Source organism: Kitasatospora sp. NPDC059722, assembly GCF_042733235.1.
In the GTDB taxonomy this organism is placed as follows: Bacteria; Actinomycetota; Actinomycetes; order Streptomycetales; family Streptomycetaceae; genus Kitasatospora.
Map to the genome: position 1 here is coordinate 34,958 of NZ_JBHWGD010000053.1, position 23,158 is coordinate 58,115.

Annotated in this window: 22 protein-coding genes; 9 read left to right on the plus strand and 13 right to left on the minus strand. The window is 72.9% G+C overall.

The annotated features are described in order from the left end of the window. Positions 1–124: 124 nt before the first annotated feature. The 3 genes from ACFV4F_RS28765 to ACFV4F_RS28775 form a co-directional block, all read right to left on the minus strand. Entirely contained in the window at positions 125–1,930 is a 1,806-nt protein-coding gene (locus tag ACFV4F_RS28765; RefSeq protein ID WP_380441605.1) for a SpoIIE family protein phosphatase, read from the minus strand. A gap of 102 nt (positions 1,931–2,032) precedes the next feature. Then, positions 2,033–2,797, minus strand: coding sequence for a class I SAM-dependent methyltransferase (locus ACFV4F_RS28770; RefSeq protein ID WP_380506721.1), 765 nt, complete (start codon positions 2,795–2,797; stop codon positions 2,033–2,035). Positions 2,798–3,298: 501 nt separating this feature from the next. Next, the gene (locus ACFV4F_RS28775) at positions 3,299–6,280 is read right to left on the minus strand and encodes a BTAD domain-containing putative transcriptional regulator (protein WP_380497219.1); all 2,982 of its coding nucleotides are present in this window, start codon (positions 6,278–6,280) and stop codon (positions 3,299–3,301) included. A gap of 214 nt (positions 6,281–6,494) precedes the next feature. Here ACFV4F_RS28775 and ACFV4F_RS28780 point away from each other — a divergent pair, with 214 nt between their 5' ends. After that, complete coding sequence (locus ACFV4F_RS28780) at positions 6,495–6,782, plus strand: hypothetical protein (RefSeq protein ID WP_380497220.1); 288 nt, start codon at positions 6,495–6,497, stop codon at positions 6,780–6,782. Between the two features lie 533 nt (positions 6,783–7,315). Here the strand turns inward: ACFV4F_RS28780 and ACFV4F_RS28785 are convergent. Next, complete coding sequence (locus ACFV4F_RS28785) at positions 7,316–7,606, minus strand: hypothetical protein (protein ID WP_380506724.1); 291 nt, start codon at positions 7,604–7,606, stop codon at positions 7,316–7,318. Between the two features lie 166 nt (positions 7,607–7,772). On the opposite strand from ACFV4F_RS28785, the gene ACFV4F_RS28790 reads away from it, so the two are divergent. Beyond that, on the plus strand, positions 7,773–8,531 hold the full coding sequence (locus ACFV4F_RS28790) for a GntR family transcriptional regulator (RefSeq protein WP_380441615.1): 759 nt from the start codon (positions 7,773–7,775) through the stop codon (positions 8,529–8,531). Positions 8,532–8,546: 15 nt separating this feature from the next. On the opposite strand, the gene ACFV4F_RS28795 is transcribed toward ACFV4F_RS28790, so the two are convergent. From ACFV4F_RS28795 to ACFV4F_RS28805, 3 genes are all read right to left on the minus strand, one after another. After that, on the minus strand, positions 8,547–8,969 hold the full coding sequence (locus ACFV4F_RS28795; RefSeq protein ID WP_380441657.1) for a PIN domain-containing protein: 423 nt from the start codon (positions 8,967–8,969) through the stop codon (positions 8,547–8,549). Next, entirely contained in the window at positions 8,969–9,202 is a 234-nt protein-coding gene (locus tag ACFV4F_RS28800) for a type II toxin-antitoxin system VapB family antitoxin (RefSeq protein WP_380441617.1), read from the minus strand. The genes ACFV4F_RS28795 and ACFV4F_RS28800 overlap by 1 nt, the downstream gene beginning before the upstream one ends. Before the next feature lie 134 nt (positions 9,203–9,336). Next, positions 9,337–11,004, minus strand: coding sequence for a fumarate hydratase (locus ACFV4F_RS28805; protein WP_380441619.1), 1,668 nt, complete (start codon positions 11,002–11,004; stop codon positions 9,337–9,339). A gap of 206 nt (positions 11,005–11,210) precedes the next feature. Here ACFV4F_RS28805 and ACFV4F_RS28810 point away from each other — a divergent pair, with 206 nt between their 5' ends. Next, positions 11,211–11,936, plus strand: a complete 726-nt coding sequence (locus ACFV4F_RS28810) for a DUF1707 domain-containing protein (RefSeq protein WP_380441659.1) — start codon at positions 11,211–11,213, stop codon at positions 11,934–11,936. Between the two features lie 346 nt (positions 11,937–12,282). After that, a complete protein-coding gene (locus ACFV4F_RS28815; RefSeq protein WP_380506758.1) occupies positions 12,283–12,657 on the plus strand; it encodes a WhiB family transcriptional regulator in 375 nt (124 codons plus the stop codon). A gap of 99 nt (positions 12,658–12,756) precedes the next feature. Here ACFV4F_RS28815 and glpX read toward each other — a convergent pair whose 3' ends face one another. Beyond that, positions 12,757–13,797, minus strand: coding sequence for a class II fructose-bisphosphatase (gene glpX / locus ACFV4F_RS28820; RefSeq protein ID WP_359963404.1), 1,041 nt, complete (start codon positions 13,795–13,797; stop codon positions 12,757–12,759). A 227-nt stretch (positions 13,798–14,024) separates the two neighbouring features. On the opposite strand from glpX, the gene ACFV4F_RS28825 reads away from it, so the two are divergent. Continuing rightward, complete coding sequence (locus ACFV4F_RS28825) at positions 14,025–14,561, plus strand: DUF4245 domain-containing protein (protein ID WP_380506727.1); 537 nt, start codon at positions 14,025–14,027, stop codon at positions 14,559–14,561. A 127-nt stretch (positions 14,562–14,688) separates the two neighbouring features. Here the strand turns inward: ACFV4F_RS28825 and ACFV4F_RS28830 are convergent, their stop codons facing one another. Together ACFV4F_RS28830 and ACFV4F_RS28835 are read right to left on the minus strand one after the other, a co-directional pair. Further along, a complete protein-coding gene (locus tag ACFV4F_RS28830) occupies positions 14,689–15,291 on the minus strand; it encodes a malonic semialdehyde reductase (protein ID WP_380441623.1) in 603 nt (200 codons plus the stop codon). Between the two features lie 147 nt (positions 15,292–15,438). Further along, positions 15,439–15,699 carry an exodeoxyribonuclease VII small subunit gene (locus ACFV4F_RS28835; protein ID WP_380506730.1) on the minus strand — a complete coding sequence of 87 codons (261 nt, stop codon included), beginning with the start codon at positions 15,697–15,699 and terminating at the stop codon, positions 15,439–15,441. A gap of 101 nt (positions 15,700–15,800) precedes the next feature. On the opposite strand from ACFV4F_RS28835, the gene ACFV4F_RS28840 reads away from it, so the two are divergent. Then, entirely contained in the window at positions 15,801–16,289 is a 489-nt protein-coding gene (locus tag ACFV4F_RS28840) for a GNAT family N-acetyltransferase (protein ID WP_380506733.1), read from the plus strand. On the opposite strand, the gene xseA is transcribed toward ACFV4F_RS28840, so the two are convergent. Both xseA and ACFV4F_RS28850 read right to left on the minus strand, forming a co-directional pair. Continuing rightward, positions 16,286–17,512 (minus strand): exodeoxyribonuclease VII large subunit, encoded by a 1,227-nt coding sequence (gene xseA, locus ACFV4F_RS28845; RefSeq protein WP_380506736.1) that lies wholly within the window; start codon positions 17,510–17,512, stop codon positions 16,286–16,288. The genes ACFV4F_RS28840 and xseA overlap by 4 nt on opposite strands. Before the next feature lie 184 nt (positions 17,513–17,696). Then, a complete protein-coding gene (locus tag ACFV4F_RS28850) occupies positions 17,697–19,109 on the minus strand; it encodes an APC family permease (RefSeq protein WP_380506739.1) in 1,413 nt (470 codons plus the stop codon). Between the two features lie 87 nt (positions 19,110–19,196). Here ACFV4F_RS28850 and ACFV4F_RS28855 point away from each other — a divergent pair, with 87 nt between their 5' ends. Next, positions 19,197–20,171, plus strand: a complete 975-nt coding sequence (locus tag ACFV4F_RS28855; protein WP_380441633.1) for a 4-hydroxy-3-methylbut-2-enyl diphosphate reductase — start codon at positions 19,197–19,199, stop codon at positions 20,169–20,171. 132 nt (positions 20,172–20,303) lie between these two features. Then, positions 20,304–21,050, plus strand: a complete 747-nt coding sequence (gene ppgK / locus ACFV4F_RS28860; RefSeq protein ID WP_380441635.1) for a polyphosphate--glucose phosphotransferase — start codon at positions 20,304–20,306, stop codon at positions 21,048–21,050. Positions 21,051–21,071: 21 nt separating this feature from the next. Here the strand turns inward: ppgK and ACFV4F_RS28865 are convergent, their stop codons facing one another. Beyond that, positions 21,072–21,686, minus strand: a complete 615-nt coding sequence (locus ACFV4F_RS28865) for a DUF6542 domain-containing protein (RefSeq protein WP_380441637.1) — start codon at positions 21,684–21,686, stop codon at positions 21,072–21,074. Between the two features lie 273 nt (positions 21,687–21,959). Between ACFV4F_RS28865 and ychF the strand changes: the two genes are divergently transcribed. Beyond that, positions 21,960–23,033, plus strand: a complete 1,074-nt coding sequence (gene ychF / locus ACFV4F_RS28870; protein ID WP_380497230.1) for a redox-regulated ATPase YchF — start codon at positions 21,960–21,962, stop codon at positions 23,031–23,033. The last annotated feature ends 125 nt before the right edge of the window (positions 23,034–23,158 follow it).

Genomic DNA, 23,158 nt, shown 5'->3' on the forward strand with positions numbered 1-23,158 from the left:
GCGCGGTGGGGGGGGGGGGGGGGGGGGGGGGCCGGCCGCGCCGCGCGGGGGGGCGCCCCCCCCCCCCCGCGGGGGCGGGCGGGGGGGCTCCCCCCCCCCCCCCCCCCGGCCGTCGGCACGGTCGTCACTGCGGCAGCCGCTGCTCGAACCAGACCACCTTGCCGGTGCCCAGCCGGGTCGCGCCCCAGCGGTCGGCGCAGCGGGCCACGATCTGCAGCCCGCGCCCCCGCTCGTCCTCGGGGCCGGTCCGGCGCGGGCGGGGCAGCAGCGGGCTGTCGTCGCCGACCTCGCAGCGCAGCCGGGTGGTGCGCACCAGGCTCAGGGTCACCGGACGGGTCGCGTGCTGGACGGCGTTGGTGACGAGCTCGCTGACCATCAGTTCGGTCGCCTCGCTGAGCTCGCCCAGGCCCCAGCGGCGCAGCGTGTGCGCGGCCAGCCGGCGGGCCCGGCCCGGCGTCTCGTTGCGCGGCTGGAGGTACCAGTGCGCGACGTCCCCGGCCGGGATGCCGTCGAAGCAGGCGCCGAGCAGGGCGATGTCGTCGCCGCGGTCGCCCGGCGGCAGGATCCGCAGCGCCTCCTGGCACAGCTGCTCGGGGGCGTGCCAGGTGGAGCCGGCGATCTTGGCGCGGAGCAGTTCGAGGCCGTCGCTGAGCGGGCGGCTGCGGGTCTCGACCAGGCCGTCGGTGAACAGCAGCAGGGCCGAGCCGGGCGGGGCGGGCAGTTCGACGGAGTTGAAGTCGACCCCGCCGACGCCGATCGGCGCCCCGGAGTCGAGCTCGACCAGCTCGGCCGTCCCGTCCGGCCGTACGAGCACCGGCGGGACGTGCCCGGCGTTGGCGATCACCACGCGGTTGGCGATCGGGTCGTACACCGCGTAGACGCAGGTGGCCAGGTGCTGTTCGCGGCCGAGCCGCTGGGCCTGTTCGTCCAGGTGGTAGAGCACCTCGTGGGGCGGCAGGTCGAGCGCGGCCAGGGTCTGCGCGCTGGTGCGGAGCTGGCCCATGATGGCGGCCGAGGTGAGCGAGTGGCCCATCACGTCGCCGACGATCAGGGCGACCCGGTTGCCGGGCAGCGGCACCGCGTCGTACCAGTCGCCGCCGACCTGGGCGCCGCGCTCGCCGGGCAGGTAGCGCTGGGCCAGGCGCACGCCGTGCGGCTGTGGGAGGCGCAACGGCAGCATGCTGCGCTGGAGTTCGTTGGCTATCTCCCACTCGCGGGCGTACCGCAGGGCGGTGTCGACGGCCAGCCCGGCCTGGGTCGCGAGGTGCGCGGCGGTCGCGGTGTCGGCGGCGTCGAACGCCGGGCGGCCGGTGCGTTCGGGAGGCCGGCGGATCAGCACGAGCAGACCGAGCACCGCCTTGCGCCCGCGCAGCGGCAGCGCGAGGACGGACGTGCCCGCGCCGAGCCGGGCCAGCCCGCGGGTGCCGTACAGCTCGCGCAGCAGCGTCTCGGTGCGCTCGGCGGCGGGCGTGCCGATCACGGCGGCCTCGGCGGGGCGGCGGCTGAGCAGGGCGTGCGCGAGGGCGCCGCCGCGGGTCACCGGGGTGGCGGGCCCGCCGTCGGCGTTCGAGCGGGTGCCCCAGCGGGTGCGCCGGCGGTCCTCCGCGCCGCTGGGGCGGCCGCGGCGCCCGATCCGGGTGCCGGTGCTGTAGTGGATCCGCAGTTCGTCGGGGAAGCCGGGTTCGCGCTCGACGTTGGGCAGCGGGTCGCGCAGGTGGACGACGGCGGCGTCGGCGAGGGCCGGGACCAGCACCCGGCCGACGTTGCGCAGCGTCGCGGCGAGGTCGAGGGCGCTGTTGATCCGCCGGGTCGCCGAGTCGAGCCAGCCGAGGCGCCCGGCGACGTCGTCGCGACCGGCCGCCGCGGGTTCGCTGCGCGGCTGGGGGAGCGCAGGCGGCTGTCCGGCCTCGGTGTTGAGCTGGTCGCGCACGGCTGCCTGTCCTGGGCTCGGGGTGGGCTCTGGGGGTGTGCTGCTTGCTGGTCTCTTCCGCTGTCGCGGCTGTCGGCGTGCTCGGGAGCCGCCGCCGGGCGGTCAGCCGACGCGTCGGCAGCAGAGGAACAGTTGCTCCTCCGGCGGCAGCGAGGTACTGGCCGGCGCGTACGGGTGCCCCGAACACTCCTCGACGGCGAACCCGGACGCGACCAGAACCCGTTCCAGATCCTCCCGCAGATACCCGCTGATCCGCAGCTCTCTGCCAAGGAACGGAAGCGGAACGTGATCCAGATCGGCCTCGACCATCCCGAGGGCCAGCAGCCCGCCCGGCCGCAGCAGCGCGTGCAGCCGGCCGAGGACGGTCGGGATCTCGTCCTGCGGCAGCAGGATCAGCGAGAAGAACGCGGTGACGGCGGCGAACCCGCCCGCGCCGTCCGGCCCGAGCCCGGGCACGTTCCAGACCCGCCCGGCGCGCTCGGTGCCCAGGTCGTAGAGGTCGATCCGGTGGAATACGGGCGGGTGCTCCCCCGGGTGGTGGGCCTGCGCGGCCAGCGTGAGCATCACGTCCGAGAGGTCCGTCGCGGTGACCCGCAGCCCGCCCGCGGTCAGCTGGCGGACCGTCGGCTCCCCGGTGCCGCAGCCGACGTCCAGGACCCGGGCGCCCGGCTCCAGCTCCGCCAGCAGCCGCCGGCCGCACGCGAGCTGTCCGTCCTTGGCCGGGAAGGCCTCGCCGTACCCGGCGCCGATCGTGTCGAAGGCGACCGCCTGCAAGGCCCGTACGGCCCGGCGCCGCCGGGTGTCGGGCTCGTCGTCACCCGCGTCCTCGCCGACGGGGAACGGGTCCGATATCTGTCCGGTCGTCACGATAGAGAGGCACCCTTCCACCCTGGCCTCCGCCAGCCTGGCCGGCCGCTGCCGGTGCGTCACGCTCCCCGCATCACACTGACGGACTGCACTCCGCACGCTGAGAACTGGGCATTCCGAAACTCTGGCACGTCGCCGGCCGGCACTTGTGTGTGCACTGGCATCTGAGAATATGCGTGATCACACCGCCGTGGGGCCCCTTTCCGGCCAACTCGTCGTTCTTGGGCCGTTGTGGACGGTGTTGCGGAAGCACGACGGTGCGGGCCGGGGTGGTGCGCGCCGGCCCCGCACGCCGCACAGCGCGCCGGGGGCGTGGGTGCTGACCTGCGGTTTTCACCGCTCCGCAGGCTGACAATCGGACGTTTATCGAACGTCAATCGGCGCGGTGCACAGTAGGGACCAGCGCCGGGGAAGCGTTGAGGGCGCTCCCGCAGCCGGGGGGCTGCGGGGGCGCCGACGCAACGCGAATCGGGGGAGGATCTCCGCTGGGGGGTGGAGGCCTCACGGCGCCGGGGGTGAGGAAGAGGCAGGCTCGGTGTGCTGCTGGGAGATGAGGTCCGCCACGGGGGAGGCCTCCGGCACACCGAGCCGCGTGAACATCGCGTGCGCCTCCCGCAGACACGCCAGCCCGCGGGCCGGCTGCGCGAGCGCCAGCAGCGCCTCGCCGAGCGCGGCGTTGGCGAGGCCCTGGCAGTAGGCGCCGTCGATCTCCTGGGCGATCGCCAGCGATTCGCCGGCCGCCTCGGCCGCCTCGCCGGCCTGTCCGATCGCCAGCAGGCTCTCCGAGAGCCGGGCCAGCGTGTACCCCTCGCGGAGCCGGTTCTGCTGCTCCTGGTACAGCTTGTGCGCCTCCCGGAGGTGCGAGACGGCCTCCACCGGCGCACCCGTCGACGACAGTACGACGCCGAGCTGGTACACCGTGTCCGCGAGGCAGGCCCCGTTCGCCGACCTGCGCGCATTCGCCACCGCCGCGTGGACGGACTCGACGGCCTCCGCCGTCCGCCCGACGTCGAGCTGGGCCCGGGCGATGTTCCCGAGCAGCCGCGCCTCGCTGATCGGTGCGCCGACGACGTGGCTGATCGAGAGCGCCTGCTCGAAGAACGGCAGGGCTTCGGCGCTCCGGTTGGCGATGCTCAGGATGATCCCGAGGGTGTTGGTGACCATCGAGCGCACGACCGTGACGTCGTCCGGGTGCTGGAGCGACAGGCTCTCGCGCAGGGAGTTCTCGGCGCCCAGGAAGTTGTTCGCGAAGTACTCCAGCGTGCCCCAGGCCAGGTGGACCCGGGCGAGCGCCCGGGTGTCCCCGTGCGACTGGGCGTTGGAGTCGGCGATCTCCAGCAGACGCCGGGTCCTGGGGGCGTGAGTCGGGTCCTCGACGATGCTGTTGAGCGTGATCAGCAGGTCCAGAGCGGGCCGCAGCAGGTTCGGCGGGCCTCCCAGCGCCGCCTCGAGCGTGCTCAGCAGCATGCCGGTCTCGGCGCGCAGCCACTGCTGGGCGTCGGCGGCGGTCGCCAGGCCGAGCCCCGGCGCCTTCAGCTCCTCCAGCGTCTCGAAGAGCAGATCGTCGGGCTCGATGGCCTGCGCGGCGGTGCGCAGCGTCGGCAGCAGGTGCTCCAGCAGCCGGAGCACCGCCTGCTGCTGCTCCTGCGTGTCCGCGGACTTCTCGTTCTGCCGCTGGGCGTAGAGCCGCAGGAGGTCGTGGTAGCGGTAGCGCCCGGGCGTGAAGCACTCCAGCATGTTCGCCTCGACCAGTGCCTCGGCCAGGTCCTCGGCACGCTCCTCGGCCTCGCCGAGGAGTGCCGCCACGGCGTCCAGCGGCAGGTCGGGGGAGTCCACGAGGGAGAGCAGGCGGAAGGCACGGGCCTCGTCGGCGCGCAGTTGGCCGTACCCGAGCCCGATCGTCGTTTCCACCGCGAGGTTGCCCAGCTGCAGCTCGTCGAGCCGCCGCCGTTGGTCCGCTAAGCGCCGGGCGAGGTCCGAGATGCTCCAGCGCGGCCGGCTGGCGAGCCGGGCCGCGGCGATGCGGACGGCCAGGGGCAGGAAGCCGCAGGCGGTGACCACCGCCAGGGCCGCGTCCGGCTCGGAGGAGACGCGCTGCTCGCCGACGATGGCGGAGAACAGCGCCAGGGCCTCGGCGGGCGTCAGTTCCTCGACGTCCACCAGATGAGCGCCCGGGATCCCGGCGAGCCGCGACCGGCTGGTGGCCAGCACCGCACAGCCCGACACCCCGGGGATCAGCGGCCGCAGCTGGTCCGCGTCCTGGGCGTTGTCGAGCAGGATGAGCATCCGCCGGTTCGCCAGCAGCGAGCGGTACAGGGCGGAGCGCTGCTCCACCGAGTCCGGGATCTCGGTGACGCCGAGGGCGTGCAGGAAGTCGCCCAGGACGACGGCGGGTTCGGCCGGTGAGGCGCCCGCGCCGCGCAGGTCGACGTACAGCTGGCCGTCGGGGAACTCGGCCCGCACGCTGTGGGCGACGTGCACCGCGAGCGTCGTCTTGCCGACCCCTCCGATGCCGGCCAGCGACGTCACCACGACGGCCTGGCCGGTGGCGCTCTGGAGCACCGCGCGGAGCTCGTTGACCAGCCCTTCGCGTCCGCTGAAGTCCGATACGTCGGCGGGCAGTTGTGCCGGCGCCGGTACGCTGGTCGTGGCGTCGTGCCGGACGGCGGCGGGGCCGGTGCCGGTGGGCGGGGTCAGGGCGGGGTCACCGGCCAGGATGCGGGCGTGCATCGCGGAGAGCCCCGCACCCGGTTCGACGCCGAGCTCGTCGATCAGCAGCTTGCGCGTGTCGGTGTAGACGCCGAGCGCCTCGGCCTGCCGCCCGCAGCGGTACAGCGCGAGCATCAGCAGCTCCCGCAGGCGTTCCCGCAGCGGGTGTTCCGACGTCAGCGAGCTCAGCTCGGCGACGACCTCGGTGTGCAGGCCGATCTCCAGCGCGACCGCGCAGCACTCTTCCCAGACCGACACGTGTCGCTCGGCCAGCCGCAGCCGCTGGGAGTCGGCGTACGGTCCCGGCACGCCGGCCAGGGCCCGGCCTCTCCACAGCGCCAGGGCGGAGACGAGCAGCCGGTGTGCTTCGGCCGGGTCCCCCTTGGTCCGGGCGGTGGCGGCCTCGGTGACGGTGGTTTCGAACACCGAGAGGTCCAGCGTCCCGGAGGAGATCCGCAGCGCGTACCCGTCGCTCACCGAGACGAGGATCTCGGCCGGCGCGCGCACCTCTCGGTGCGGCTCGATGACCGTGCGCAGCCGCGAGACGTACGTCCGCAGCGCGGCGATGGCCTGCGGCGGGGGCCGTTCGCCCCAGATGCCGTCCACCAGGTCCTGCGTCGTGACCGGGCGGCCCTGCTGGAGCAACAGCGAGGTCAGGACGGCCTGCTGCTGGGGGGATCCCAGCGACAGGGGCTGCTCGCCGCGCCACGCCTGCATGGGGCCGAGCACCTGGAAGCGCAGCGCCTTGCTGTGCGGCGTTTCCTGAGGCTCCATGAATCCCCCGATTGACCTGTGGCGGGTGCGCGGGGCGCTTGGGTGGTCCCGCTGTGGTCGCATCAGCTTAGGCGGGCGGCTGTAAACACCGGAGAGCGGCTCCGGCGGCGCGATGTTTATAGGACATTTAACGGCTCCTACGATACTGTCCCGGCGCCTTGGTCGAGTCAGTCGGGCGCGAGCAGACCTCAATGACCTGAAAGGCAGCCAACCCATGGCCGAGAATGACCCCACCAGCACTGTGACTCCGCAGGCCGCGCCGAACGCCAACGGGGCCGCCGCCGCGGGCCAGCCCGCCGGCGCCGTGGCCACCGCGACTCCCGCCGCCGACGCGGCGGTGGCCGACGCCGCGTCGAACGTGGCCGGGTACATAGTGCCCGCGGACGAGCAGCACGTCGACCCCCAGGAGCTCATGGGCGGCGGCGAGGTGGAGGAGCCGCAGCACCCCCAGGGCAAGCCCGGCGAGACCGTCCCGCTCGGTGTCATCAACAGCCGGCCGTAAGTGACCCGGGCCGTCCGCCCGGTGCCGCACCCCTGGTGAGGCGCCGGGCATGCACTGTCGACGGCCCCGCGCGCACCGCCCGGCGATCCGGATTCCGGTCGCCGGCCCCCAGGCAGAGCCGATCAGTTCGATAGCGAGGTTGTCATGAGCAAGCTTCGTCGTATTGCGGTGGTAGCGGTGTCGACGGCCCTTCTGGCCGCCGGTTCCGTGGTGACGGCCACCGGCGCCTTCGCCGGGGTCATCTTCAGCCGTCCCTGACTGGACGTCAAGGTCGCGCCCTGCGTTCGCAACTGGCGAGTGCGGGGCGTTCGTCGTTTTCGGGGGCACGGCGGTGGTCGGATCCCGCCCGTCGGCCTCCTTCGCGGTGCCGGCCCCGAATTCTCCCCCGGGAGTTTCGTGGCGGCCCCGGATCCTTTCCGGAATTCCGGATTCGGGGGAAATCGGCGCGATGTCTTGAATGGCCGTTTTGCTGGATTTTGCAGGGCAATGGTGGTTGTCGCCATTTTAACGAATGACGATCTCGTTCCGTGCCGCTAGCCGGCGCGCTCCCCGCCGAGGTGGCGGCAGCGGCCGCGGGCGGGGCGGCGGGGTCTTCCGGTCGGATCGGAGTCCGGGCCGTCGTCGGCCGGGGTGGGGCTCGGGGCGGGGGCCGGGGTGACGTGGGTTGGGTCGGCGGTCCATTCGCGGCCGCCGGACTCGGGGCGGAGGTAGTGCTCGCCGCCGATGGTGTCCATGTAGATGCCGGTGCGCCCGGTCCTGCGGTCGAGGACGCGGTCACCCGCGTGCGGCCGGTAGGCGGCGGCGTTGCGCTGACGGGGATTCACCGAACCCTCCCTAGCTCTGCGGTCGCCGTCCGCGCGTCCGTGGTGACGCTCGGCGACTACCCAGCATCTCTAGAGAAGCTAATATCTCTAGAGATGTCAACGGTCGTATCCGCTTACTTGCGACCGCGGGCGCGCCTACGATTTCCGAGAGGGAGAGGGAGCGGCGATGACCGGCAGCAGTGGCGACAAGCAGCCCAAGTACCAGCGGATCGCCGACACGCTCAGGGCGGCCATCGACGCCGGCGAGTACCGCGCGGGCGACCGGCTGCCGGGCGAGAACGACCTCATGGACGAGTACGGCGTCGCCCGGATGACCGCCCGCCAGGCCCTCGGGGTGCTGCAGAGCGAGGGCATCGCCGAGGCCCGCCGGGGCGCCGGGGTGTTCGTGCGGGACTTCCGCCCGCTGCGCCGGCACGGGATCCAGCGGCTCGCGCAGGGTCAGTGGGGCTCCGGGCGGTCGATATGGTCCGCGGACATCGACCGGCGCACCCTCGTCGTCGACCAGGTGTCGGTCACCGAGCGCGGCGCGCCCGAGCACGTGGCCCGCGTCCTCGGCGTCGACCCGGGCGAGCCGATGTGCGTGCGCCACCGCCGCTTCGTCCTGGACGGCAAGCCGGTGCTGCTGTCCACGTCCTACCTCCCGGCGGTCCTGGTCGCCGGCACGGCGATCACCCGCGAGGACACCGGCCCGGGCGGCACCTACGCCCGCCTCGCCGAGATCGGCGCGAAGCCCGTCCACTTCCGCGAGGAGGTGCGCTCGCGCATGCCGAGCGCCGAGGAGGGCGTGCGCCTGGACCTGACCGCCGGCACCCCGGTGATCCTGATCTGCCGCACCGCCTTCGCCGACGAGGGCCAGGTCGTCGAGCTGAACGAGATGATCCTCGACGCCGCGTCCTACGTGCTGGAGTACGACTTCGACGCGTGAGCTCCGCTGTGACCGTCAGCCGACGGCCGGCCGTCGGATGTCCTGCTCGCGGAGATCGGTGATGACCCGAGCGACGGTGGCGAAGTCGTCGTCCAGGTGCAGGACGGTCATGTCGTGGTGGACGGCGGTGCCGGCCAGCAGCAGGTCTGCCAGCCCGGCCGCTCGGTGCTGGCCTTTCTGGGTCAGCTTGTACTGGGCGGTGTCGATCCACTCCCAGATTGACTTCGGGGCGCCGACGGTCGGGCCGAACAGTGCCGCGAGTTCGTCCTCCAAGTCGTCCCGATGCGCCGAGTTCCGGGCGGAGAAGAGGATCTCGGTCCTGGTGGACTTGCTGATCCTGATCAGGCCGGACTCGATGTGTCCCCACCACTGCGACCGAAGCTCACGGTCCGACACCAGCCGCACGTAGGCCGAGGTGTCGATCAGGAAGCTGTCGATCATTCGGCTTCCTCCCGCTGCGCCCGCTTGCGGGCCTCGTAGACCCGGACGGTCGGCTCGAACTCGCCTGCGGCGGCTCGGCGGGACAGCTTCTCCAGAGCCTCCAGCCGCTTCAGTCGGTTGACGTAGTCGGCGAGGGCGTTGTTGACCGTGTCCTTCTTCGTCGTCGTCCCCATCAACCGCATGGCCTCCGCAAGGATCGTGTCGTCGACATCGATGTTGGTCATACTCACCTGCGCGCCTCCGTGGACGATGTGGGTGATCCACCTCTCTCATCCACGGTACCCACGTTCAGCCCGCGCCGGTATCCGAAACCGCCCCGGGCGCACGGAGGCGGCCGGGGCGGTGGGGTGGGACCGGGGGAGGGCTACTCCTTCGAGCGCACCCGGAGGTTGGTGATCAGCGGGCCCTCGGTGGTCTCGCGGAAGAAGTCGTTGCCCTTGTCGTCGACGACGATGAAGGCCGGGAAGTCCTCGACCTCGATGCGCCAGACGGCCTCCATGCCGAGCTCGGCGTACTCCAGGACCTCGACCTTCTTGATGCAGTCCTGGGCGAGCCGGGCCGCCGGGCCGCCGATCGAGCCGAGGTAGAAGCCGCCGTGCGCGGCGCACGCGTCGGTGACCTGCTTGCTGCGGTTGCCCTTGGCGAGCATGACCATCGAGCCGCCGGCCGCCTGGAACTGGTCGACGTAGGAGTCCATCCGGCCCGCCGTGGTGGGGCCGAAGGAGCCGGAGGCGTAGCCCTCGGGGGTCTTGGCCGGGCCCGCGTAGTAGACCGGGTGGTCCTGGAGGTACTTGGGCATGCCCTCGCCGGCGTCCAGGCGCTCCTTGATCTTGGCGTGCGCGATGTCGCGGGCGACGACGAGCGTGCCGGTGAGCGAGAGCCGGGTCTTCACCGGGTACTTGGACAGCTCGCTGCGGATCGCGGACATCGGCTGGTCGAGGTCGACGCGCACCACGTCGTCGTCCAGGTGCTCGTCGGTGGTGTCCGGCAGGTACTTGGCCGGGTCCGTCTCCAGCTGCTCCAGGAACACGCCCTCGGCGGTGATCTTGCCGAGCGCCTGGCGGTCGGCGGAGCAGGAGACGGCCATGGCGACCGGCAGCGAGGCGCCGTGGCGCGGCAGGCGCACGACGCGCACGTCGTGGCAGAAGTACTTGCCGCCGAACTGCGCGCCGATGCCGATCTTCTGGGTCAGCTCGGTGACCTTCTGCTCCAGCTCCAGGTCGCGGAAGCCGTGCCCGGTCTTCGCGTCGCCGGAGGTCGGCAGGTGGTCGAGGTAGTGCGCCGAGGCGTACTTGGCGGTCTTGAGCGCGAACTCGGCGCTGGTGCCGCCGATCACGATGGCCAGGTGGTACGGCGGGCACGCGGCGGTGCCGAGCGAGCGGATCTTCTGCTCCAGGAACGAGAGCATGCTCGCCTCGTTCAGGATGGCCTTCGTCTCCTGGTACAGGTACGACTTGTTGGCGGAGCCGCCGCCCTTGGCCATGAACAGGAACTTGTACGCGTCGCCGTCGGTGGCGTACAGCTCGATCTGGGCCGGCAGGTTGTTGCCGGTGTTCTTCTCGTCCCACATGGTCACCGGGGCCATCTGGGAGTAGCGCAGGTTGAGCTTGGTGTACGCGTCGTACACGCCGCGCGCGATGGCGGACTCGTCGGCGCCGGAGGTGAGCACGTTCTGGCCGCGCTTGCCCATGACGATCGCGGTGCCGGTGTCCTGGCACATCGGCAGGATGCCGCCGGCCGAGATGTTGACGTTCTTCAGCAGGTCCAGCGCGACGAAGCGGTCGTTGGGGCTGGCCTCCGGGTCGTCCAGGATGCGGCGCAGCTGGGCGAGGTGCGCGGGGCGCAGGTAGTGCGAGATGTCGTGCATCGCCTCGGCGGTGAGCAGGCGCAGCGCCTCGGGCTCGACCTGGAGGAAGGTGCGGCCGCCGGCCTCGAAGGTGGAGACGCCCTCGGAGGTGAGCTTGCGGTACGGGGTCGGGTCAGCGCCCAGGGGGAGCAGGTCGCTGTACTCGAAGTCTGGCGTGGGAGCCATGGGGGCGGTCCTTAGGTTTCCAGTGATCCGGCTGCGTCGGCGAAGCACCATCCAGGGTAGGACCCGGCGATCGCGTGCACGCGGACAGGTCCGCCTTGCGTGACCGGGCTCACTCGGGCAGCAGTGCGAGCGACTAGTCTTGGCCCGTGGACAACTCGCCGCCGCAGGACGATCAGGGTCGGCCGCCCGTGCCGGCGCCCGTGCCGATGACCAAGCCCGAGAACCATCCCGAACCGCAGCCGCGGCCCGAGCGGCCGGACCGGCCGGCGCCGGCGCCCGCGCACGCCCCGGTGGCCGAGGCCGAGCTGCGGGCCTCGGACGCCGACCGCGAGCGGGTGGCCGACCTGCTGCGCGACGCCTACGCCGAGGGCCGGCTGGACGTCGACGAGCACGCCGAGCGCATCGAGGCCGCGTACGCGGCGAAGACCCTGGGCGAGCTGGCGCCGCTCACCCGCGACCTGCCCAGCCACCGTCCGCTCTCCTTCGAGAAGCCGCCGCTGGACGCCCCCGCCGCCCGCCCGTCCGTCCCGGCGCAGCCGCCGGCCCGTCAGGAGGCGCCCCAGATGGTGGCGATCTTCGGCGGGGCGTCCCGCAAGGGCCGCTGGCGGGTCGGCTCGCACCTGAAGGTGGTCGCGGTCTTCGGCGGCGTGGACATCGACCTGAGCGACGCCGTCTTCGAGTCGCCGGAGGTCGTCATCGACGTGCTGGCGCTGTTCGGCGGCGTCGAGGTCCGGGTGCCGGAGAACGTCAGCCTGCACGGCGGCGGCGTCGGCATCTTCGGCGGCTTCGACGTCAAGGAGCAGACGGCGGCGGACCCTTACGCCCCGGTGGTCCGGATCCGGGGCACGGCGATCTTCGGCGGCTGCGACGCCAAGCCGCGCCGGGGCAAGAAGCTCAAGGAGTGGGTGCGCAAGCAACTCGGCGTCGAGTAGCGGGCGTTGGCCGGCGCCTGTCCGGCCGCCGACCTGCGCGTGATCCGACCGGTGCCCGGCCGCGGGAGCAACTCCCGGCCGGGCACTCGGCGTTGCGGCGGGTGCAGCGAGTAGTCGATTGCGTGCAGTGTGCATGAATCGCGGCCCGGCGGGGTATTCCCTCTCGCACATCGCTTCTTGTACGGCTGCGCACCGGGGGCGGCCAGCGGCCGGCCCGGGGGTGGAGAGCGGGGGCTCGCAGCCGGGCAGGGGAGCGAGCTTCCCCGTGTCCGAGAGTCTCGTCAGGAGTACGGCCGTGCTGCATCCGATCGAGTCCCGCACCACCTCGCCCGTCGCCGCCGCGCAGCTGTTGGAGCCCCGCCCCGACAGCCGCCCGCAGCCGCAGGGCTCACCGGCCGGTCAGGGGCCCCAAGGGGAGGACAACCCCTGGCACACCGGCGCCGCGTGCCGTCGGGACGAGGTGGGGCTGTTCTTCGCGCCGTCCAAGGAGCCGACGGCGGCCCGGCTGTCGCGCGAGGACCAGGCGAAGCGGGTCTGCGCCCGCTGCCCGGTGCTGCTGGAGTGCCGTGAGCACGCGCTGGCGCAGCCGGAGCCGTACGGCGTCTGGGGCGGGCTGACGGCCGCCGAGCGGCGCGTGGTGCTGGCCCGTCGCCGCCGCCGGGAGTCGGAGCTGCGCGAGGCGGCCCGGGTGCCGGCGGCCCACCGGCGGATAGCGGGCTGACGGCGCCGGATCGCGCGCCGGAACGCGCCGCGGCCCCGGCGGAGGGGGATTCCGCCGGGGCCGCGTCGTGTCGGGCTGTGAACTCCAGGCCCTGGAGCCTCAGTTGGCGCGGTCGAAGTCGATCGCGCTGTAGGCCCGCAGCTTGGACAGCTTGTGGGTGGAGTGGATCTCGCGGATGGTGCCGCTCTTGGAGCGCATCACCAGCGAGCTGGTGGTGGCGGTCTCCGAGCGGTAGTGGACGCCGCGCAGCAGCTCGCCGTCGGTGATGCCGGTCGCGACGAAGAACACGTTCTCGCCGCTGACCAGGTCGTCGGTGGTGAGGACCCGGTCGAGGTCGTGCCCGGCGTCGAGGGCCTTCTGCCGCTCGGCGTCGTCCTTGGGCCACAGGCGGCCCTGGATCACGCCGCCCATGCACTTCATCGCGCAGGCCGCGATGATGCCCTCGGGGGTGCCGCCGACGCCCATCAGCAGGTCGACGCCGGTGCCCTCGCGGGCGGCCATGATGGCGCCGGCCACGTCGCCGTCCGAGATGAACTTGATCCGGGCGCCCGCCTCGCGGATCTGGCGGACCAGACCGTCGTGGCGCGGGCGGTCGAGGACGACGACCGTGACGTCCTCGACGGCACTGCCCTTGGCCTTGGCGACCCGGCGGATGTTGACGGCCGGCGGGGCGGTGATGTCGACGAAGTCGGCGGCCTCCGGCCCGGCGACCAGCTTGTCCATGTAGAACACGGCGCTGGGGTCGAACATCGTGCCGCGGTCGGCGACCGCGAGCACCGCGACGGCGTTGTTCATGCCCTTGGCGGTGAGCGTCGTGCCGTCGACCGGGTCGACCGCGACGTCGCACTCGGCGCCGGTGCCGTCGCCGACCCGCTCGCCGTTGTAGAGCATCGGGGCCTCGTCCTTCTCGCCCTCGCCGATGACGACCACGCCGTTCATCGAGACGGTCGAGACGAGGGTGCGCATGGCCTTGACGGCCGCGCCGTCGGCGCCGTTCTTGTCGCCGCGGCCGACCCACCGGCCGGCTGCCATCGCCGCCGCCTCGGTGACCCGGACGAGTTCGAGCGCGAGGTTCCGGTCGGGAGCCTCGGGCGCGACCTCAAGGGCACTGGGAAGGTGGTGCGGGTACTGCGTGGTCATCGTCGTTACCTCTCTGTACGCGACGGCCAGTGAGCGCCCGACTACTGCCTGGTCGAACGCCGTGGTGAGGGTCCTGCGATCGTATCTGCCTTAGAGATGACTGTCTGTGGCGCGGGTCGCCACGCTCGGCCCGGCTCCCTCCCGGTAACCACCGGTTCGTCCCGCTTCACCCGTACGCGGGCACCCCGGGTGACCTGTCCGGTGTGTGGATGAGTCACCATGTGGGGGTGGCAGGAGAGAGCAAGGGCATGAGGGGCCGGCAGACCGTGCGGGACATGGTCCTGTCGATGCTGGCGGTCGGCGGCGTGGTGTGGATCGGGTACCTGTTCCTTCCGCACGACGCGGACAGCGTGCCCCAGCACAAGGTCGAGTACCGGGTCGAGGCGGCCACCGCGAAGCGCGCCGCGCCGTACAAGCTGGTCGCCCCGGAGGGGCTGTCCGACAAGTGGCGCGCCACGTCGGTCAGCTACCAGTCGGCCGCGCAGAGCAACGGCAAGGGCAACGCCTGGCACCTGGGCTTCGTCACGCCGTCCGGGCAGTACGCGGCGGTCGAGCAGAGCGACGTCCCGCGCGAGTCGCTGGTGTCGGACAAGGTCGACGGCGCCAAGCCGGACGGCACCGCGGAGGTGGCCGGCCGCACGTGGGACCGCGTGCAGGGCGCCAAGGCCCGCGCGCTGACCTCGCAGGACGGCGGCGGCACGACGCTCCTGACCGGCACCGCCTCGTACGACGAGCTCGCCGAGCTGGCGCAGGCGCTCAAGTAGGCCGTAGGCCGTTCGGGCCGCGCGCCGAACAGGCCGCGCGCCGCAGGGGCCGTACTCCGCAGAGGCCGTACGCCGAAGGGCCCGCACCGGATGATCCGGTGCGGGCCCTTCCGCATGGCCGGGCGCGTCAGACGGTGGTGACGACCTCGTCGTAGGCCAGGCGCGGCGAACGCGGGAACCAGGCGTCCTCGCCCGGCTTGCCGATGTTCACCACGGCCAGCACCGAGTGCTCGCCGTCACCGAAGAACTCCTTGTTGATGCCCTCGGCGTCGAAGCCGGTCATCGGGCCGGCGGCCAGGCCGGCGGCGCGGACGCCGATGATGAAGTAGCCGGCCTGCAGGGCGCCGTTCAGGCGGGCGGAGCCCTCGCGGGCCGGGCGCTCCGAGAAGAACACGTCCTTGGCCTGCGGGAAGTGCGGGAACTGGGTCGGCAGCTCCTCGTGGAACTCGTTGTCCACGGCCAGGATGGCGACCAGCGGGGCGGCGGCGGTCTTGGCCTTGTTGCCGTCCGCCAGGTGCTGGACCAGGCGCTCGCGGCCCTCGGCCGAGCGGACCAGGACGACGCGCAGCGGCTGCTGGTTGAAGGCGGTCGGGCCGTACTTGACCAGGTCGTAGATGGCCTGGACCTGCTCCTCGGAGACCGGCTCGTCGGTGAAGGTGTTCGCCGTGCGCGCCTCGCGGAACAGCAGGTCCTGAGCGGCGGCGTCGAGTACCAGGGCGTCGGTGGTCATGCTTCTGCACCTCATGCGGGAGGGGGGTCGTCGGTGTGGCCGACCGCGGTCGGTCACTGCTCCCAACATAGGTGAAGTTTCAACTATTCCCAAGTGGTATGTGGCGCACATCACTTCGAAAGTGACGCCGGTGCCCCCCGGGACCGGTCACTCCCCGGCCCCGGCGCCCTCCTCGGCGGCCAGCGCGGCGTCCAGCCGGGCACGGGCACCGTCCAGCCAGCGCTGGCAGACCTTCGCCAGCTGCTCGCCGCGCTCCCAGAGCGCCAGCGACTCCTCCAGCGACGTGCCGCCGTTCTCCAGCTGCCGGACGACCTCCAGCAGCGCGTCCCGCGCGTGCTCGTAGCCGAGGGCGTCGTCCGCGCCCTGCGGCACCTCGCCGGGGCGGTCCTGCTCCTGCTGCTCTGCCATGCGAGCCAGACTAGGGGCTCACGCCGACAGAGCCGGCACAACGGCCGCGCCGGGTGGAATTCGGGTGCGCACGGCCGCGCCCCGGCACTACCCTCCGCCGCATGATCGACGTCCGCCCCGCCGTCCCGGCCGACGCGCCCGAGCTGGTCCGGCTGCGCAACCTGATGTTCGAAGCGATGCCGGGCATGGCCGCCCAGGCCGGCCCCGGCCCCTGGCAGGCCACCGCCGAGCGGGTGCTGCGCGAGCGCCTCGCCGTCCCGGACGGCGCGCTCACCATGCCGTCCTTCGTCGTCGACGACCCCGCGCGGCCCGGCCGGCTCGCCGCCTGCGCCGTCGGCACGCTGGAGGAGCGGCTGCCCGCGCCCGGCAACCCGGAGGGCCGCTTCGGCTTCGTCTTCAACATCTGCACCGACCCCGGCCACCGGCTGCGCGGCTACGCCCGGGCCTGCACCGAGGCGCTGCTGCAGTGGTTCGACGACCACCGGGTCGGCCGGATCGACCTGCACGCGAGCAGTGGCGGCGAGGCGCTCTACCGCAGCCTCGGCTTCGGCGAGCACTCGACGGCGCTCTCCCGCCAGCGCTCGTTCTAGCCCGCGGAGGCCCCCTCCTCGGCCACCGTGACGCCGAACCCGCCGCCCGCCACCCGGGCGTGCAGCGCCTCCCCGGAGGCGACCTGGCCCGGATCCGTCACCACCGTGCCGTCCGCCCGCTGGAGCACCGCGTAGCCGCGCTCCAGGGTGGCCGCGGGGGAGAGCGCGACCACCCGGGCCAGCGTGTGCCCGAGGTCGCTCTGCGCGTGGTCCAGCCGGTGCCGCAGGGTGCGCCGGGCCCGCTCCATTAGCCCGTCCACCTCCTGGCCCCGCCCGTCCAGCATCCGGTGCGGCGCGGCGAGCACCGGGCGGCTGCGCACGCCGTCCAGCCCGTGCTGCTCGCGCTCGACCCGCCCGTGGACGTACCGCCGGGCCCGGTCCCGCAGGTGGAGCACCTTGGCGAGCTCCTCGCCGACATCCGGCACCACCCGTTTGGCGGCGTCGGTCGGAGTGGACGCGCGCAGGTCGGCGACGAAGTCCAGCAGCGGCTGGTCCGGCTCGTGCCCGATCGCGCTGACCACCGGCGTCCGCGCCGCCGCGACCAGCCGCACCAGCCCCTCGTCCGAGAACGGCAGCAGGTCCTCGACGCTGCCGCCGCCCCGGGCCACGATGATCACGTCCACCTCGGGGTGCTCGTCCAGCTCCCGGACGGCCGCGCTCACCCGCTCCACCGCGCTGACGCCCTGCACCGGCACGTTCCGCACCTCGAAGCGGACGGCCGGCCAGCGCCGCCGGGCGTTCTCCAGGACGTCCCGCTCGGCCGCCGAGCCGCGCCCGGTGACCAGCCCGACGCACTGCGGCAGGAACGGCAGCGGCCGCTTCCGCTCGGCCGCGAACAGCCCCTCCCCGGCGAGCCGCCGCTTCAGCTGCTCCAGCCGGGCCAGCAACTCGCCGAGCCCGACCGGCCGGATCTCCGAGGCCCGCAGCGACAGCTGCCCGCGCGCCGCGTACCACTCCGGCTTGGCGTGCACGACGACCCGCGCGCCCTCCTGCACGACGTCGGCGACCTGGTCGAACACCGACCGGAAGCACGTCACCGTGAGCGACACGTCGGCCTGCGGGTCGCGCAGGGTCAGGAACACCACGCCCGCCCCGGGCCGCCGGCTGAGCTGGGTGATCTGCCCCTCCACCCACACCGCGCCGAGCCGGTCGATCCAGCCGCCGATCAGCGCGGAGACCTTGCCGACCGGGAGCGGGGCTTCGGGAGAGCTGCTGTTGGCCATGCGTACGAGGTTAGGGCCCGTCGTCAAACTCCCGTCTGCGTGGCGGCGCTGGGGCACGCGCCTCGCCGCGTTGTCGTCGGTCGCCGATGCTCCGCATGGACTCCCTCCTCCGCCTTGCGATGCACGCACCCCAACGCCGCCACGCCCGCCCTCCGGGCGGACGACGGGAGTTCGACGACGAGCCCTAACGGCGCCCGCCGACAGCGTCTCCGCCCGCGTCGCCCGTGCCGCCCGTGCCGACCGAACCCTGCACGGCCAGCACCACCAGCCCGACCGCCAGCCACGCCACCCCGACGATCTGCGCCGTCGTCGAGGCCTCGTACACCACCGCCCCGATCACCGCGATCCCCAGCACCGGCACCACCACGTGCCGCAGCCGGTCGCGCGAGCCGTGCCGCACCGCGTACCAGCCGACGACGGAGGCGTGCAGGAGCGCGAAGGCGGTCAGCGCGCCCACGTTCACCACCGAGGTGAGCCGGTCGAGGCCGTCGTCCCGGTTCGCCGCCCAGACCGCCGCCGCCAGCGTGATCACCGCCGCCGCGAGCAGCGCCCGGCGCGGCACCGCCGAGACCGGGTCGACCGAGCCGAGCAGCCGCGGCAGCCGCCCCTCGCGGCCCATCGCGAAGACCAGCCGACCGGCCGCCGCCTGCCCGGCCAGCGCCGCGAAGGCCGCGCCGATCGCCTTGCTCGCCGCCACCAGCACGTGCAGCCAGTGCCCGACGCCGGCCTCCACGGTGTCGTAGAACGCCGAACCCTGCGCCACCGGGTCGGCCGCCAGCTGCGCCGGGGTGAGCGGCTCCAGCAGCGCCGCCAGGTACGTCTGCGTGACGAACAGCACCCCGGCCAGCGCCAGGCACCACAGCACCGCCTGCGCCACCGCCGCCGACGCCCCCACCGCCTCCTCGACGAACGTCGCGATCGCGTCGAAGCCCAGGTAGGAGAGCACCGCGACGGACACCGCCGAGATCACCGCCGTCAGCGAGAAGGGGCCGGCGGCGGTGAACGGCGTGTCCCAGGCGCGCCGGGCGCCGTCCTGGACCAGCACCACCACGGCCGCGACGACGAACACCGCGAGCACCGCGATCTCCATGGCGAGCACCGCGAAGCCGACCGAGGCCGCCGTCCGGACCCCGACCAGGTTGAGCGCCGTGGTCACCACGACCGCGAGCGCCGTCCACACCCAGCGCGAGACGCCCGGCACCAGCGAGTGCAGCGCGATCCCCGAGAAGAGGTACGCGACCGCGGGGATCAGCAGGTAGTCGAGCATCGCCATCCACCCGGCGACGAACCCGGGCCCCTCGCCGAGCCCGGCCCGTGCGTACGCGAACACCGACCCGGTCCGCGGCACCGCGCGCACCATCTGCGCGTACGAGAACGCCGTGAAGCCCATCGCGACCGTCGCCGCCAGGTACACCGTGGCGACGGCGCCGCGGCTCTTGGCGTCCAGCACGCCGAACACGCCGACCGGGGCCATCGGGGCGATGAACAGGAGCCCGTAGACCATCAGGTCGCGCACGCCCAGGCTGCGTCGCAGGCCGCCCGCGCCGCCCGTGCCGCCCGCGCCGCCCTGGGCGTCCTGCGCGATTCGCTCACTCATGAGCACCACATTTGAGCACCGGCGACCGGATCCGTCCGGATTGCGCCTCCCGTCGGCGCGGCTCCCCGCCGCCCGTACGATGGACCCATGTCCAACACCGCGCAGCGCCGTGTCCTGCTCGCCGCCCCCCGGGGCTACTGCGCGGGAGTCGACCGCGCCGTGATCGCCGTGGAGAAGGCCCTGGAGCAGTACGGGGCCCCCGTCTACGTCCGCAAGCAGATCGTCCACAACAAGTACGTGGTGCAGACCCTGGAGAAGAAGGGCGCGGTCTTCGTCGAGGAGACGGAGCAGGTGCCCGAGGGCTCGATCGTGGTCTTCTCCGCGCACGGGGTCGCCCCGTCCGTCCACGACGAGGCGAAGGCCGGCAAGCTGGCCACCATCGACGCCACCTGCCCCCTGGTCACCAAGGTGCACAAGGAGGCCGTCCGCTTCGCCGACGAGGACTACGACATCCTGCTGGTGGGCCACGAGGGCCACGAGGAGGTCATCGGCACGATGGGCGAGGCCCCGGAGCGGATCCACCTGGTGGACGGCGCCGAGGACGTGGCCAACGTGCAGGTCCGGGACGAGTCCAAGGTCGTCTGGCTGTCCCAGACCACCCTCTCGGTGGACGAGACCATGGCGACCGTCGGCGAGCTGAAGAAGCGCTTCCCGCTCCTGGTCAGCCCGCCCAGCGACGACATCTGCTACGCGACCCAGAACCGCCAGGTCGCCGTCAAGCAGCTCGCCCCCGAGACCGACCTGCTGATCGTCGTCGGCTCCAAGAACTCCTCCAACTCGGTCCGCCTGGTCGAGGTCGGCCTGGAGTACGGCGCCAAGGCCGCCCACCTGGTGGACTTCGCCGAGGAGATCCGCGAGGAGTGGCTGGAGGGCGTCACGACCGTCGGCCTCACCAGCGGCGCCTCGGTGCCGGAGATCCTCGTCGACGGCGTGCTGGAGTTCCTGGCCGCCCGCGGCTACGACACGGTCGAGACCGTCAAGACCGCCGAGGAGCACCTGACCTTCTCGCTGCCCAAGGAGCTGCGCCGCGACCTGCGCGCCGAGGCCGCGGGCAAGCTGTAACGCCGTGCCGCGAGGCCCGGTGCCCCACCCGGGGCGCCGGGCCTTTCTGCTGTGCGCGGCCGCGCGGCCTCTCGTAGTTTTGTGCACAGGCTGTGGACGACGGTCCGCGGCATCCGGCGGAGGGCGGTCGTGATGACGGCGGTATTCGGAGTGGACATCGGCGGTTCGGGCATCAAGGGCGCCCCGGTCGACCTGGGCCGTGGCGCCCTGGCCGAGGAACGCCACAAGGTGCTCACCCCGCAGCCGTCCGCCCCCGAGGCCGTGGTCGCCGCCGTCCGGGAGGTGGTCCGGCACTTCGGCCACGAGGGCCCGGTCGGGCTGACCTTCCCCGGCGTGGTGGTGGACGGCCGCACCAGGACGGCCGCCAACGTCGACAAGGGCTGGATCGGCCTGGATGCCGAGGGGCTGTTCCGCGAGGCGCTGGACCTGCCCGCGACCGTCCTCAACGACGCCGACGCGGCCGGCCTCGCCGAGACCGCGCACGGCGCCGGCCGGGAGCAGTCCGGCGTGGTCCTGGTGCTCACCTTCGGCACCGGCATCGGCAGCGCGCTCTTCGTGGACGGCGTGCTGGTGCCCAACACCGAGCTGGGCCACCTGGAGCTGCGCGGCAAGGACGCCGAGCGCCGGGCCTCCTCGGCCGCGAAGGAGCGGCACGACCTGAGCTGGGAGCAGTGGGCCGGGCGGGTCGACGAGTACCTGGACCTGGTGGACATGCTGTTCTCGCCGCAGCTGATCGTGATCGGCGGCGGGGTGAGCCGCAAGCACCAGAAGTTCCTGCCGCTGCTGCGCGAGCGCGGGGCCCGGGTCGTGCCCGCGGAGCTGCGCAACGACGCGGGCATCGTCGGTGCCGCCATGGCCGCGGCCCGCGCGGCCGGCTGAGGCCATCCGCGGGGGCGCCGCTCAGCGCGAGCGCTGGATCCTGCGCTGGGCGACGAACCGGGCGAGGACGATCAGCGCGGCCAGCCCGGTGCCGGTGAAGAGCCAGCCGGCCCGCAGCGCGAGCCCGGTCGCCAGCGCCACCACCTGGGCGGTCACGCCCGGGGAGTTGACCGGCGCGAGCAGCGACAGTGCGAGCGCGAAGGCGATCGGGCCGCTGATCGGCGCGGCGAGCAGGTCGACGTAGCGCACCCGGACGGCCAGCTGGAAGCAGACGACCACGTAACCGAGGCCGAACAGCCAGCCGAGGCCGTCGAACAGCAGCCGGTCGGCCCCGGCCACCGCGAGGGTCGCCAGCACGCCGACCACGCCGGTGCCGACGGCGGTCAGCCGGGTGGGCCGCCCGGTGCGGCGGCGCCCGTAGAGCCGGGCGTCGCCGCGCCCGCGCAGCGGCAGCCGCAGCCGCAGTTTCGGGGTGGCCGGGCGGACGCTCGCGGGGGCCCCGGCCACCGGCCGCAGCCGGGAGGAGGGGGCCCCGGCGGCCTCGGGGCCGCGCCCTGGACCGGGGACGGCGGCGCCCTTGCCGTTCGGCGGACGGCGTCTGGGCCCTGGCGGCTGGGTACGGATGCTCTGCTCCACCCACCCAACGTACGGTCCGATCATCGCCACACTGTGTAATGGACCGTTCAGGCCTCGCTCCGTGTCTCCGGACGGAGTACTGATGTGATCGTCGTTCAGGCCCGCCGGCCTGCCCGGCCGACGCCGCTTCCACTCCGGCGACCGGCTGGGCGACCGGCCGGAGTTCCTGGAGCCCCTGCCGGTGGCGACCGGGGCGTGAGGAGCTGCCCGTAGACTTGGGGGTCGGCCCGCACGGTGCCGGTCCAACTCCTCCAAGCCCCGGGACTGCGCTTCATGTCGCTCACGATCGGAATCGTCGGCCTGCCGAACGTCGGCAAGTCGACCCTGTTCAACGCCCTGACCAAGAACGACGTGCTGGCGGCCAACTACCCGTTCGCCACCATCGAGCCGAACGTCGGCGTCGTCGGCGTCCCGGACACGCGGCTGGCCAAGCTCGCCGAGATCTTCGGCTCGCAGCGGATCCTCCCGGCCACCGTCGACTTCGTCGACATCGCCGGCATCGTGCGCGGCGCCTCCGAGGGCGAGGGCCTGGGCAACAAGTTCCTCGCGAACATCCGCGAGTCGGACGCGATCTGCCAGGTCGTGCGGGCCTTCACCGATCCCGACGTGGTGCACGTGGACGGCAAGGTGTCGCCCAAGGACGACATCGAGACCATCCACACCGAGCTGATCCTGGCCGACCTCCAGACCGTCGAGAAGGTCCTGCCGCGGCTCCAGAAGGAGGCGCGCCTCAAGAAGGACACCGCCCCCGTGCTGGCCGCCGCCGAGGCCGCGCAGGCGATCCTGGAGACCGGCAAGACCCTCTTCGAGGCCGGCTTCGACACCGCCCCGATCCGCGAGCTCCACCTGCTGACCGCCAAGCCCTTCCTCTACGTCTTCAACGTGGACGAGGACGAGCTGGCCGACGAGGACTTCAAGAACGCCCAGCGCGAGCTGGTCGCCCCGGCCGAGGCGATCTTCCTGAACGCCAAGATCGAGTCCGAGCTGATCGAGCTCGACGACGAGGAGGCGCTCGAACTCCTCCAGTCGATGGGCCAGGAGGAGCCCGGCCTCGCCACCCTCGCCCGCGTCGGCTTCGACACCCTCGGCCTGCAGACCTACCTGACGGCCGGCCCCAAGGAGACCCGCGCCTGGACCATCAAGAAGGGCGCCACGGCCCCCGAGGCGGCCGGTGTGATCCACACCGACTTCCAGAAGGGCTTCATCAAGGCCGAGGTCATCTCCTTCGCCGACCTGGTCGAGACCGGCTCCATCGCCGAGGCCCGCAGCAAGGGCAAGGCCCGCATCGAGGGCAAGGAGTACGTCATGCAGGACGGCGACGTCGTGGAGTTCCGCTTCAACGTCTGATCATTTGATTGCTTTGAGATAGATCGATCTGTCAAATGTGCAGGTCGGACGGGGCCCGCCTCCCTTGAGGCGGGCCCCGGTCCGTTTTCCGTGCTGACTCGGTGCTGACTTCTTCGGCCCGTCGC